The sequence below is a fragment of the Rhizobacter sp. P3_B12 genome (genome assembly GCF_056402895.1).
Window position 1 is genome coordinate 1 of record NZ_JBFUGN010000076.1, and the last position, 13081, is coordinate 13081.

11 protein-coding genes are annotated in these 13081 nt (G+C 68.3%); 8 read left to right on the forward strand and 3 right to left on the reverse strand.

Going from position 1 to position 13081, the window contains the following annotated elements; translation table 11 throughout:
- The coding region (locus AC1D01_RS06845; protein ID WP_477865315.1) for an alkaline phosphatase at nucleotides 1–1130 on the forward strand (1130 nt) is incomplete at its 5' end.
- 61 nt (nucleotides 1131–1191) lie between these two features.
- Here AC1D01_RS06845 and AC1D01_RS06850 read toward each other — a convergent pair.
- Nucleotides 1192–1881: a P-loop NTPase family protein gene (locus tag AC1D01_RS06850; protein ID WP_047509600.1), complete on the reverse strand. Its 690-nt coding sequence runs from the start codon at nucleotides 1879–1881 to the stop codon at nucleotides 1192–1194.
- 223 nt (nucleotides 1882–2104) lie between these two features.
- On the opposite strand from AC1D01_RS06850, the gene AC1D01_RS06855 reads away from it, so the two are divergent.
- Nucleotides 2105–4060 (forward strand): PhoX family protein, encoded by a 1956-nt coding sequence (locus tag AC1D01_RS06855; protein ID WP_477865316.1) that lies wholly within the window; start codon nucleotides 2105–2107, stop codon nucleotides 4058–4060.
- Nucleotides 4061–4149: 89 nt separating this feature from the next.
- On the opposite strand, the gene AC1D01_RS06860 is transcribed toward AC1D01_RS06855, so the two are convergent.
- Nucleotides 4150–5715 (reverse strand): RNA/DNA-binding domain-containing protein, encoded by a 1566-nt coding sequence (locus AC1D01_RS06860; protein ID WP_477865317.1) that lies wholly within the window; start codon nucleotides 5713–5715, stop codon nucleotides 4150–4152.
- A 13-nt stretch (nucleotides 5716–5728) separates the two neighbouring features.
- On the reverse strand, nucleotides 5729–8560 hold the full coding sequence (gene polA / locus AC1D01_RS06865) for a DNA polymerase I (protein ID WP_477865318.1): 2832 nt from the start codon (nucleotides 8558–8560) through the stop codon (nucleotides 5729–5731).
- A 225-nt stretch (nucleotides 8561–8785) separates the two neighbouring features.
- Between polA and AC1D01_RS06870 the strand changes: the two genes are divergently transcribed.
- From AC1D01_RS06870 to AC1D01_RS06895, 6 genes are all read left to right on the forward strand, one after another.
- Entirely contained in the window at nucleotides 8786–9052 is a 267-nt protein-coding gene (locus AC1D01_RS06870) for a hypothetical protein (RefSeq protein WP_477865319.1), read from the forward strand.
- Between the two features lie 16 nt (nucleotides 9053–9068).
- Nucleotides 9069–9935 carry a DNA ligase gene (locus AC1D01_RS06875; protein ID WP_477865320.1) on the forward strand — a complete coding sequence of 289 codons (867 nt, stop codon included), beginning with the start codon at nucleotides 9069–9071 and terminating at the stop codon, nucleotides 9933–9935.
- Nucleotides 9936–10003: 68 nt separating this feature from the next.
- Complete coding sequence (locus AC1D01_RS06880) at nucleotides 10004–10345, forward strand: hypothetical protein (RefSeq protein ID WP_477865321.1); 342 nt, start codon at nucleotides 10004–10006, stop codon at nucleotides 10343–10345.
- Nucleotides 10346–10353: 8 nt separating this feature from the next.
- On the forward strand, nucleotides 10354–11313 hold the full coding sequence (locus AC1D01_RS06885; RefSeq protein WP_477865322.1) for a homoserine kinase: 960 nt from the start codon (nucleotides 10354–10356) through the stop codon (nucleotides 11311–11313).
- 14 nt (nucleotides 11314–11327) lie between these two features.
- Nucleotides 11328–12143, forward strand: a complete 816-nt coding sequence (locus AC1D01_RS06890; protein WP_477865323.1) for a BPSS1780 family membrane protein — start codon at nucleotides 11328–11330, stop codon at nucleotides 12141–12143.
- Nucleotides 12140–12907 (forward strand): SDR family oxidoreductase, encoded by a 768-nt coding sequence (locus AC1D01_RS06895; protein ID WP_477865324.1) that lies wholly within the window; start codon nucleotides 12140–12142, stop codon nucleotides 12905–12907. Before AC1D01_RS06890 ends, AC1D01_RS06895 begins: the two co-directional genes overlap by 4 nt.
- Nucleotides 12908–13081 lie beyond the last annotated feature (174 nt).

A 13081-nucleotide genomic window follows, 5' to 3' on the forward strand; every position in this document is an offset into this window, starting at 1 on the left:
ACCGCGGGCTGACCGGCCTGTCGGTGCTGATGGGCGGCGGGCGCAAGTGGTTCCTGCCGAACGGCGATGCGCTGAAGGCCGACGGCTCGCGCAACGGCCAGGCCGTCAATGGCTCGCAGCGCGACGCGAAGTCCGACTACGTGCTGCCGTCGGACCTGGTGGCCGGCTGGGGCGCGGCAGTGGGCGCGAAGGACCCGGCGCGCGACCTGATCGCCGACTTCCAGGGCGCCGGCTTCGCCTATGCGCCCGACCGCCTCGGGCTGGCCGCGGCGGCCGGCGCCGACAAGCTGCTCGGGCTGTTCTCGTACTCGAACATGAACGTCGCGTTCGACAAGATCAACAAGCGCCGCGGCGTGTCGACCATCGTCGACGACTACGGCTTCCCCGACCAGCCGATGCTCGACGAGATGGCCGAGACGGCGCTGCAGGTGCTGTCGCGCCAGAAGAACGGCTTCGTCGCGCTGATCGAGGGCGCGTCGATCGACAAGCAGGCGCACCTGATGGACACCGACCGCTGGCTGCTGGAGGTGATCGAGTTCGACCGCGCTGTGCAGGTGGCGAAGGACTTCGCCGCGAAGCACCCGGACACGCTGGTCATCGTGACGGCCGACCACGAGTGCTCGGGCGCCGCGATCATCGGCGCGTCGACCAAGCCGGTGGCCGCGATCCGCGCCGCCGCCGCACCGGCCGAGGGCGCCAGCGCGCCGAGCGCCGCGACGCTGCGCGACCCGGTGGTCGGCGTCTACCAGGCCGCGAAGTTCCCGAAGTACGGAATCGCCGCCGACGGCTACCCGCAGAGCACCGATGTCGACTTCAAGATGCTGATCGGCTACGGCGCAAACGCCGACCGCTACGAGAGCTGGCTGGCCAACGCGACGCCGACGCAGGATTCGCAGCAGCCCTTCGTCGGCAAGGCGCCGCAGAGCGGCTACCCGGCGAACCCGAGCGTGCGCAACCAGGGGGCGGGCTTCCTGGTGACCGGGCAGGTGCCGGGCGACCAGGCGGTGCACACCGCCACCGACGTGCCACTGTCGGCGCTGGGCCGCGGGGCCTCGCTGTTCAGCGGCGTGATGGACAACACCGACGTGTTCTTCAAGATCGCCCAGGCGGCGACCAAGGGAACGAAGTAGCCCGGATGGCAATCCGGGTGGGGCGATGGCGACGAACCCGGATTGGCATCCGGGCTACGGGTCACACCTCGACGTCGTCCACTTCGCGGTACACGTCGCGCATCCACATCTTCAGGCGCTGGCGGTCCATCAACCCCAGCGTCGCGTCGTTGTCGCCTTCGCGGGCATTCCAGAAGCTGATGCTCGCCGCATCGATCTTCTGGATCACGGTGTCGTGCAGCTTGCGCATCGTCACCACCTTGGCGCCGAACGACAGCGCGCGGGCCTGCTCGCCCGATTGCTCCAGCACCGAGAAGTCGCTGCCGCGGATGTGGTTGCGCACCAGCACGTACTTGAAGCTCGGGCCGAAGCGGTCGAGCAGCTTCTTCAGCAGGTCGACCGAATCCTTGCCGGCGTCCATCACGTGCCAGTAGTGCACCTGCGAGTTCGTCTCGTCGAGCAGGTTCAGCACGCCCGATTCGTCCATCCAGCGCACCAGCGGGTCGTGCGTCTGGGCGGCCAGGTCGACCAGCACGCGGCGGTCGGGCTGGTCCACCGCGGCCTCGACGATCGCGTCGAGCGCCTCGTAGCGGTCCACCAGCACCGGCGATGCGTAGCCGGCATAGAAGCGCATCAGCGCACCGTGCGAGCGGTCGGTGTCGAAGCCGATGAAGGGCATCTGACGGTCGATCAGGTACTGGGCCAGCACCCGTGCCATCAGCGACTTGCCGACGCCGCCCTTTTCGCCGCCGATGAAGTGGATCTTGCTCATGCCAAGGCTTCTCCGAGTTTTGGTGGTCGGGCGACAGTATGAACGCAAGCGCGCGACGGGCCTTCCGGGCTGCCGCGCAAGGTGTTTCGAGGCGTCATGGTGCCGTCATGCGCTTGTCACGCCGCTTTCATGGTGCCTGCTTAACCTGCCGCACGCCAAGACACACCTCGACACGACCCGCCACGCGCGGTGACGTGCCACCCTCACTCTCCAAGGAAGCCTGATGAGCCACCCAACCGTCGACGCGCGTCGCCGTCTCCTGAAGCTGTTGTCCGGGGCCCCGCTGCTGCCGATGACGAGTTCCACCGCATTCGCCGGCCTGCTGGCGGCCTGCGGCGGTGGTGACGACGGCCCGGCGCCGGCGGCACCGGCTGCCACCGTGACCTCGGTCGAGTTCACCGCGATGGCCGCGCCGCTCCAGACCGAGAAAGCCGCGATGGCCACCACCACGGTCGGCTCCAAGCTGGTCGCCACCTACAGCGACGGCAGCAAGCAGACCTTCGCGCTGAAGTACGAGCCCTTCTTCGTCACCGGCGACATGGTGCCGGACGGCAAGGGCGGCACCATCCTCGCGGGCGGCTATGTCAACATGGCCGGCGAGAAGATCATGGACAACTCGAAGGTCGGCAGCGAGCGCCAGTTCTTCTCCGACTCGCCGGACGGCAGCTCGCTGCTGACCGTGCCGAACCCGACCGTGCCCGGTATCAAGGGCAAGGCGGTGTTCGCCGTCGTGCAGTTCGAGTACACGACCGCCGGCCAGGACGGTGTCAGCACCTACGGCACGCTGCCGTCGCCGATCGCGGTGCTCACGCTCGACCAGGACCAGGCCACCGGCAAGCTGACGCTGGTGAAGTACCACAACGTCGACACCTCGTCGGTGCACGGCCTGTGGATCACCTGCGGCGCGAGCCTGTCGCCGTGGGGCACGCACCTGTCGAGCGAGGAGTACGAGCCCGATGCGCCGTTCGCCAGCACGACGGCGCAGTTCCTGGCGTTCAGCAAGAACACCTTCGGCGACCAGACCAAGGCCAACCCGTACCACTACGGCCACCTGCCCGAAGTGACGGTGAACCCGGACGGCACCGGCACGATCAAGAAGCACTACTGCCTGGGCCGCATCTCGCACGAACTGATCCAGGTGATGCCCGACCAGCGCACCGCGATCATGGGTGACGACTACACGAACGGCGGCTTCTTCATGTTCGTCGCCGACAAGGCGAAGGACCTGTCGGCCGGCACGCTGTACGTTGCTAAGGTCGGCGCCGGCTTCTCGATCGACCCGGCCGCCGCGGGCGCGCCGCTCACCTGGATCAACCTCGGCCAYGCGACCAGCGCCGACGTGGAGGTTCTCGCCAACACGCTGAAGCCGTCGGACATCATGGCCGTCAGCAAGACCGACCCGGCTGACGCGACGTACACGAAGATCTTCTGCGACGGCAAGGCCAACTGGGTCAAGCTGGTGCCGGGGATGGAGAAGGCCGCGGCCTTCCTCGAGACGCACCGCTACGCCAACCTGAAGGGCGCGAGCATGGTCTTCACGAAGATGGAAGGCACGACCGTCAACGCGAAGGACAAGATCGGCTACTCGGCGCTGCAGAACATCCAGGCGTCGATGGTGAAGGGCGACGCGGCCTGGCGCGAAGAGATGGGCGTGAGCCTCGACAAGAAGCTGGTGGCCGGCGGCATCCTGGCGCACACGCTGGCCGGCGGCCAGAAGGACACCGCGGGCGCGGCGATCGACAGCGAGTGGGTGCCGGTGCAGACCAAGGCGCTGATCGTCGGTGAGGACATCGCGGCCGATGGCCTGGGTAATCTCTCCAACCCCGAGAAGATCGGCAATCCGGACAACATCAAGTTCTCCGAGAAGATGCGCACGCTGTTCATCGGCGAGGACAGCGCCACGCACGTCAACAACTTCCTGTGGGCCTACAACGTCGACACGAAGAAGCTGTCGCGCATCCTGTCGGTGCCGGCGGGTGGTGAATCGACCGGCCTGCACGCGGTCGACGACATCAACGGCTGGACCTACATCATGAGCAACTTCCAGCACGCCGGTGAGTGGATCAAGGGCCTGCACGACGTGGTGAAGGTGGACCTGGAGCCGCTGGTCAAGGCGAACTACAAGGACAAGTTCGGTTCGGCCGTCGGTTACCTGACGGGCTTGCCGGAACTCGGCTGATCAGGGAGGAACGGCCACGGAGGTGGCCGGTGCTGGCCAGAAGAGGGAAGGGGCCGCGGGCGTGATGCCTGCGGCCCCTTTTTCGTGGGCTATGTCGAACTCTTGGTGCGCAGTACGAGGCGCCCTGCGTCAGTCAGGCGATAGCGTTGCTTGCTGCTGCGAGGAACGTCCGGATGTGTCATCTCGACGAGCGTAGCCACCAGCGCAGGGCCCAGGTATGCGGCTTTGAAATGATCCCGATGCTTCAAGCCCAGCGCCTGCTGAAGTGCCTGCCTCGACATCTCGCCGACCAGCACGGTCAGCAGGCGTTCCACTTCCGGTGCAACTTGCCCGGTGACTTGCCCGGTGACTTGCCCGGTGACTTGTGAGCCTTCGTCCGATGGCGGTTCGGGAGCACGGGCCGACGGGTGGACGGGCAGCCGGATCAGGTAGGCCGTTCGGTCGTCATCCGTCTCGAACAGCGGTGGTGGAGATCCGTTGGCGGCCATCGCTCTCAGGATCTTGGGCACGCCGGTGCTGCGTCCCTCGGTCAATTCCAGTTCTTTCAAAAACTCGCCGATGCGTCGATTGCGGTAGCGGCGGCTCACCGCGCGACCTGCCACGAAGTCGGCCAAACGGATGGAGCGATCCGGGCCTGGGAAACTCAGGATCGCCAGTTCGTCCCGGCCGATGCGCACCTCGATCGGCTCGCGCTCGTCGTAGGCGCGGTGATACACGGCGTTGACGAGCGCCTCCTCGACCGCGGCATACGGAAAATTCCAGACCCGGGTGGCCTCGGCCCGGTCGGAGTGCTTCAAGACTGTTTCATAGAGGTAGTTGCGCTCGATGTAGCCCAATGCCTCGCGAGTCATGCGTCCCAGCGGGCCCGTGAACACTTTCTCTTCGAAGCGGTCGCCGCCGGCACCATCAGGAAACCAGACCACGTCGATCTGCGTGCATGGGAAGAAGCGGTCGGGCGCCTCGTTGAAGAACAGCAGGCCCACGTTCTTGGGCCTTGGCGACTCACTCGATCCTCCCACGACATTCATCTGCCGCCCCAAGGCGTCGAGCGACATCAGCGAAGCCTCGTCGGCCAGCGCGCTGTGCACCTCGCGCAGATGCTCCTGCATCAGCACCGGAGACAGGTCGGGCAAGCAAGCCGGCTGAGCCAGCCGGTCGTCCCAGGGGACGTTGGCGGCCAGGCTCAACAACTCGTGCTCGGCGGTGCCTTTCGCTTCGACGGTGCTGCTGTAGCGGCGGATGTAGTAGTGCCAGCTCTTGTGCCTGGTCGAGATCGATGCCGGCGCCTTGTACGGACGGTTCATGCCCCCTGGCGCGTGAAGCACGATCAGCGCGCGTCCTTCTACTGTCTCCACGCTCAAGACCGGGAAGTAGGGCGGCTGGATCAGTTGGCAGGCCGCCAGCAATTCCTGCTGGATCTTGTCGATCCGGTCTTCGGCGACGCCCAGCGGCGGGAACACCGGACGCCCATGCGCATCGCAGTCCTGCCCGATCACCACATACCCACCGCCCAGGTTCGCGAAGTCGTTGGCGAAGGCGCAGATCGTGCGCAGTGTGGCGTCGGGATTCCAGCCGGCCTTGTATTCGATGCGCTCGCCTTCGATCGTGCGCTGGTGCAGCAGGTCATTCAGGTTGATGGGGAGCGATGTGCGCATGGCACGGTGAGTGTCAATGCGCCTGGTCCCAGTTCCGCCCGATCCCGACTTCCGCCACCAGCGGCACCTTCAGCTGCGCGACGCCGGCCATCAGCCGCGGCACCGCGGCCTTCACCCACTCGAGCTCGGCTTCCGGCACCTCGAGCACCAGTTCGTCATGCACCTGCATCACGAGCTTCGTCGCGCGCTGTTCGGCCAGCAGCACGTTCTGCACCGCCACCATCGCGAGCTTGATCAGGTCGGCGGCCGTGCCCTGCATCGGCGCATTGATCGCCTGCCGCTCGGCACCGGCGCGCCGCGGGCCGCTGCCGCCGTTGATCTCGGGCAGGTAGATGCGCCGCCCGAACAGCGTCTCGACATAGCCCTTGTCCTTGGCCGACGCCCGCGTCTCGTCCATGTAGGCCTTCACGCTCGGGTAGCGCGCGAAATACCGCTCGATGTAGTTGGTCGCCGCACTGCGCTCGATGCCCAGGCTCGACGCCAGCCCGAACGCGCCCATGCCGTAGATCAGCCCGAAGTTGATCGTCTTCGCATAGCGCCGCTGCTCGCTCGTGACCGCCGCCGGCTCGGTGCCGAACACCTCGGCCGCGGTCGCGCGGTGCACGTCCATGCCCTCGGCGAAGGCCTTCAGCAGGCTCGCGTCGCCGCTGATGTCGGCCATGATGCGCAGCTCGATCTGCGAGTAGTCGGCGCTCAGGATCACATGCCCCGGCGGCGCGATGAAGGCCTCGCGCACGCGCCGGCCCTCGGGCGTGCGGATCGGGATGTTCTGCAGGTTCGGGTCGGTGCTCGCGAGCCGCCCCGTCACCGCCACCGCCTGCGCATAGTTGGTGTGCACGCGGTGCGTCTCGGGGTTCACCATCAGCGGCAGCTTGTCGGTGTAGGTGCCCTTCAGCTTCGCGAGGCTGCGGTGCTCCAGCAGCTTGGCCGGCAGCGGGTAGTCCTCGGCCAGCTTGTCCAGCACCTCTTCGTCGGTGCTCGGCGCGCCGCTCGCGGTCTTCTTGATCACCGGCAGCCCGAGCTTGGTGAACAGGATCTCGCCGATCTGCTTCGGCGAACCCATGTTGAACGGCTGGCCGGCGAGCTCGTGCGCCTCTTGTTCCAGCGCCACCATGCGCTCGCCCAGCTGCTGGCTCTGTGCCGACAGCACCAGCGCATCGATCAGCACGCCGTTGCGCTCGATCTGCTGCAGCGCGATCGCCGTCGGCATCTCGATCTCCTGGTAGACGCGCAGCAGCCCCGGCTCGGCCTGGATCTGCGGCCACAGCGCCTGGTGCACCTGCAGCGTCATCTCGCTGTCCTCGCCCGAGTAGCGCGCCGCGCGCGCCACGTCGACCTGCGCGAACGGGATCTGGTTCACGCCCTTGCCGCACAGGTCTTCGTAGCTGAGTCCCTTGCGGCCCAGGTGGCGCTCGGCGAGGCTTTCCAGGCTGTGCGGGCGGTGCGCCTCCAGCACGTAGCTCTGCAGCAGCGTGTCGTGCACGAAGCCGCGCGCCATCACACCGGCGTTCTGCAGCACATGGAGGTCGTACTTGATGTTCTGGCCGAGCTTCGGCGCGGCGGCGTCTTCGAGCCAGGGCTTCAGGCGCGCCAGCACCTCGTCGATCGGCAGCTGCTCCGGCGCATCGGCGTAGTCGTGGCGCAGCGGCACGTAGGCCGCCTCGCCCGGCTGCACCGCGAACGAGACGCCGACCAGCTGCGCGCGCATCGGGTCGAGCGAATCGGTCTCGGTGTCGAACGCCGCGAGCGGCGCGGCCTTCAGGCGAGCGATCCAGGCGTCGAGCGCCTCGAAGCTGGTGATGGTGTCGTAGCGGCCGTCGGAGGCCGGTTCGGTCGATGCGTCGGCGGCGGGTTCGTCCGGTGCGCCGTCGCCGAACAGGTCGGCGGTGGCGCTGTCGGCCGGCGGCTTCGGCGGCCTGGAGGCCTTCACCGGCGGCGCGGGCGGCGGCGCGGCCACGGCCGTTTCGAGCTCGCGCTTCCAGCTCTTGAAGCCGTAGCGGCCATAGAAGTCGAGCAGCGCGGCGTTGTCGGTCGGCTTCAGCGCCAGCCCCGCCAGGTCCGGCCAGCCGGCCAGGTGCTCGGCCAGCTCGCAGTCGTCGCGCACCGTCACCAGCTTGCGGCCGGTCGGCAGCCAGTCGAGGGCCTTGCGCAGGTTCTCGCCGGCCACGCCCTTGATGCCGGCCGCCGCGTCCATCACGCCCTGCAGCGAGCCGTACTCGGCGATCCATTTGGCGGCCGTCTTCGGGCCGACCTTCTCGACGCCGGGCACGTTGTCGACGGTGTCGCCCATCAGCGTCAGGTAGTCGACGATGCGCTCCGGCGGCACGCCGAACTTGGCCATCACGCCCGGCACGTCGAGCTTCTCGCTGCTCATCGTGTTGATCAGCGACACGCGCTCGTTGACGAGCTGCGCCAGGTCCTTGTCGCCGGTGGAGATCACGACGCGGTGGCCGCGCTCGGCCGCCACCCGCGCCAGCGTGCCGATCACGTCGTCGGCCTCGACGCCGGGCACCATCAGCACCGGCCAGCCGAGCAGCTTCACCACCTCGTGGATCGGCTCGATCTGCTGCACCAGCGGCTCGGGCATCGGCGCGCGCTGGGCCTTGTACTCGGGGTACCAGTCGTCGCGGAAGGTCTTGCCCTTGGCATCGAACACGCAGGCCGCGTGACCGGCCTTCACGTCGATCAGGGCGCGCTTGAGCATGGCCACCATGCCGTGCAGCGCGCCGGTCGGGAAGCCTTCGGCGCTGCGCAGGTCGGGCAGCGCGTGGTAGGCGCGGTAGAGGTAGCTGGAGCCGTCGACCAGCAGCAGCGTGCCGGCGTCAGTGGTGGAGGTGTCGGTCATCCGGCGATTGTGGCGGATGGCGCATGCGATGGAACTCGGCATGGGGAGCGGGTTACTCAGGCTGGCATCCCGTCGTCGCGGCGGCGGTGCGATGGAAATCGAACAACCCCTTGATGGAAGCCAGCACGCATGAGACCGACACAGACGCCATCCGTTTCCAGCTCGAATTTCCCCATGACACCGTCAGACTCGAGGTCGTCGTCGCCCGGCGACCGCCCTACGGTGGTGGACGATGTGCGCGAAGCCAGGGAGGGGGCATCCCAATTCCCGGTATACGCGCCGAACGACTCCATGCCTTACGCGGCGTGGTGCGCCGATCGAGACATCAACCAGCGCATAGGGGCGGCCCTGCGTGCGGGGTTCAATATGGAGGACGCGAAAATGCTCGCAACCACCCCGGGGTCGTTCATCCCGGGTTGGGAGCACTCGGCTGGCAAATTGCCGGAGGACATCACCTCGTCTGGTGAGTCGTCCAAGGTCGAGAATCAGTGAGCGGCAAAGGCTCCTCATGCTGCCACCCATCGCGCTGACCGTGCTGGTCGCCGCGCTCCATGCCGGCGTGCCGCCGGCCGCTGCCGCGCAGGCCGCGGCGATCGGCCACGGCAGGCCGTCGATGATGCTGGCCCAGCCGTACCGCACCGGCGCCTTCCAGCCCGCGCTGCACTGGGTCAGCGAGAAATACGACGGCGTGCGCGGCTACTGGGATGGCCAGCGCCTGCTGACGCGCAACGGCCATCCGATCCGCGTGCCGGCCTGGTTCACCTCGGGCTGGCCGCAGCGCGCGATGGATGGCGAGCTGTGGGCCGGCCGCGGCCGCTTCACCGCGGCGGCGTCGGCGGTCGCCGCCGAGGTGCCGGATGACGCCGCGTGGCGCGAGATGCGCTTCATGGTGTTCGACCYGCCCGACGAGCCGGGCGATTTCGACCACCGCCGGCCGCTGATCGAGCGCCTGGTCAAGACCGTCGGCACCTCGTGGATCGAGGCGGTGGTGCATGGCCGGGCCGCGGATGAAGCCGAACTGCTGAAGCTGATGCGCCGTGTCGTCTCGGTCAACGGCGAGGGCCTGGTGCTGCATCGCGGCGACTCGCTCTACCTGCGCGACCGCAGCGATGCGCTGCTGAAGCTGAAGCCGCAGGACGACGCCGAGGCACGCGTCGTCGGCCACCTGCCGGGCGAAGGCAAGTACGCCGGCCAGCTCGGGGCCTTGCTGGTCGAGATGCCCGACGGCCGGCGCTTCCGGCTCGGCAGCGGGCTGAAGGATGCCGAGCGCCGCCAGCCGCCGCCGGTCGGCGCGATCGTGACCTACCGTTACCGCGGGTTTCATGAGAGCGGCCTGCCGCGCTTTGCGACCTTCCTGCGGGTGCGGCCCGACTGAGCCGGGGGCGGGGCCCATGGTTGACCCCGGCGCGGGGCGCGCGCGGCAGCGCTGCCTACAATGCGCCCATGAAGCTGCTGCCCGTGCTGGCCTGCCTGGCCTTGTTGTCGTCGATCGCCCCCGCCCTCCATGCGGAGCCCGCTCCGGCGCCGAAGCCGATCCCGGCCCCGGTCGAGAACTTCGACACCGGCGAGCCGCAGGTCGACCACTTGGTGCACGAAGACGAAGGCTCGCGCATCGAGGAACTGCGCGTGCGCGGCGAGGTCAAGCGCATCGTGGTCAAGACCAAGGCCCCGCTGAAGGGCGAGTACGAGATCCTGCCGGACAGCGCCGCCAAGGGCGTGCCGCAGGCGCCCAATGGCTCGCGCGGCGTCGCCGGCCAGCGGGTCTGGCAGGTCCTTGCCTTCTGAGCGGGCCGATGGCTGTCTTCACCGAGGTCTCGTTCGACACCGCCGCCGCGCTGGTGGCCCGCCTGCAGATCGGCGAGCTGACCGCGCTGAAGGGCATCGCGGCCGGTATCGAGAACACCAACTACTTCGCCGACACCACGCAGGGCCGCTACGTGCTGACGGTGTTCGAGCGCCTGAGCTTCGAGCAGCTGCCGTTCTACCTGCACCTGATGAAGCACCTGGCGCGCCACGGCATCGCGGTGCCCGAGCCGCAGGCCGACGCGGCCGGCGAGATCCTGCACCAGATCGACGGCAAGCCGGCCGCGCTGGTCGACCGCCTGCGCGGCAGCCACCAGCTCGCACCCGACGAACTGCACTGCCGCAGCGTCGGCGCGGCGATGGCACAGATGCACCTGGCCGGCGCCGACTACCCGCGCCAGYAGCCCAACCTGCGCGGCCTCGCGTGGTGGGCCGAGACGGTGCCGGTGGTGCTGCCCTTCCTGACCGATGCGCAGCGCGAGCTGATCGAGGCCGAGCTCGCGTTCCAGCAGCAGGTGGCGGCGTCGCCGGCCTATGCGGCGCTGCCGCGCGGGCCGATCCATGCCGACCTGTTCCGCGACAACGTGATGTTCGAAGGCCACGCGCTGACCGGCTTCTTCGATTTCTACTTCGCCGGCGTCGATGCGCTGCTGTTCGACATCGCGGTGTGCCTGAACGACTGGTGCATCGACCTCGACACCGGCCGCCTGGCCGAAGACCGCGCGCTCGCCTTCGTCGAGGCCTACGACGCGGTGCGGCCGCTCGGTTCCAGCGAGCGGCGGCTGATGCCGGCGCTGCTGCGCGCCGCGGCCTTGCGTTTCTGGATCTCCCGCCTGTGGGACCTGCACCTGCCGCGCGATGCGTCGGTGCTGAAGGCCCATGACCCGACCCACTTCGAGCGCGTGCTGCGCCAGCGCGTCGAGAACGCCTGGCATCCGGCGATGGGCTGACCGATGGCTGACCGATGAAATTCAAGCATGTTCCCGCGAGCCGCGGCGCCCTCTGGGTGCGCCAGGGCGTGGCCGCCTTCGCGACGCGACCGCTCGCCTACTCCGGCCTGCTCGGCCTGTCGCTGTTCGCGAGCTTCATGCTCGCCTTCATTCCGCTGCTCGGGCCCTTCCTGCTGCTCGGGGCGTTCCCGCTGCTGTCGCTGGGCTTCATGATCGCCACGCGCCTGACGCTGGCCGGCCGCTCCCCGATGCCGACGGTGTTCATCGCGCCGCTGCGCGTCGACGGGCCGCGCCGGCGCGCGCAGCTGTGGCTCTATGCCGGCTATGCACTGGCGGCCTTCCTGATCTGGTTGCTGACCTATGCCATCGCGGGCTCGCGCGTGATCGAGCTGCAGCAGTTGCTGTACAGCGCCAACACCCCGCCGGAGGTGCTCGACGCGCGGCTGTCCGACGGCCACCTGCAGCTGGGCATGCTGGTGCTGTTCGTGTCGAGCTCGGTGCTGAGCGTGGTCTGGTGGCATGCGCCGGGTCTCGTGCACTGGGGCGGCATGAGCGCGTCGAAGGCGCTGTTCTTCAGCCTGGTGGCGTGCTGGCGCAACCGCGGCGCCTTCGTCATCTACATGCTCGTCTGGTTCGGCACGGCGCTGGCGGCCGTCATCCTGGTGAGCCTGTTGTCGTCGCTGCTCGGCCAGCTGGAAGTCGGCAAGGTGCTGATGCTGCCGGTCTGGCTGATGATCCTGAGCGCCTTCTACGCATCGCTGTTCTTCACCTTTGCCGACAGCTTCGAGTTGCCGTCGGCAGACACCGACACCGGGAGTCCGTCGCCATGAATGCTGCCGCCGCGCCGTCGAAGATCGCTCTTGTCACCGGTGCCGGCACCGGCATCGGCCGCGCCTGCGCGCTGGCGCTGCTGCACGAGGGCTGGGGCGTGGTGCTGGCCGGCCGCCGCGCCGAGCCGCTGCAGCAGACGCTGGCGCAGGCTGGCGAGCGGGCCGCGAACGCGCTGGCGGTGCCGACCGACGTGGGGGATCCGGCGTCGGTGAAGGCCTTGTTCGCTGCCACCCGCGAGCGCTTCGGCCGGCTCGACCTGCTGTTCAACAATGCCGGCGCCGGCACGCCGGCGATGCCGATCGAGGAGTTGAGCTACGAGCAGTGGAAGGCGGTGGTCGACGTGAACCTGACGGGCGCCTTCCTGTGCACGCAGGAGGCGTTCCGCCTGATGAAGGCGCAGACGCCGCAGGGTGGGCGCATCGTCAACAACGGTTCGATCTCGGCGCACGCGCCGCGGCCGTTCTCGGCGCCGTACACCGCGACCAAGCACGCGATCAGCGGGCTGACGAAGGCCAGCTCGCTGGACGGCCGGCCGTTCAACATCGCGGTCGGGCAGATCGACATCGGCAATGCGGCCACCGACATGACCGAGCGCATGACGCGCGGCGTGCCGCAGGCCAACGGCAGCACGATGGTGGAGCCGCGGATGGATGTGCAGCATGTGGCGAATGCGCTGCTGCACATGGCGAGCCTGCCGCTGGAGGCCAATGTGCTCAGCATGACTGTCATGGCGACGCAGATGCCATTCGTTGGTCGGGGCTGACCTTCCCGGTCGGGGACTCGCTGCGCGAGGGGCTTCTTCTCACTGCGTGAGGCTGCTGCCGGGTCTCGCCCCGGCGGGCGAGTCACTTTCATTTGTCTTGCCAAATGAAAGTAACCAAAGCAAAGGCGCCTGAAAACCATACGGTTCGTTCAGTCTGGCTGCGGACAACACTGC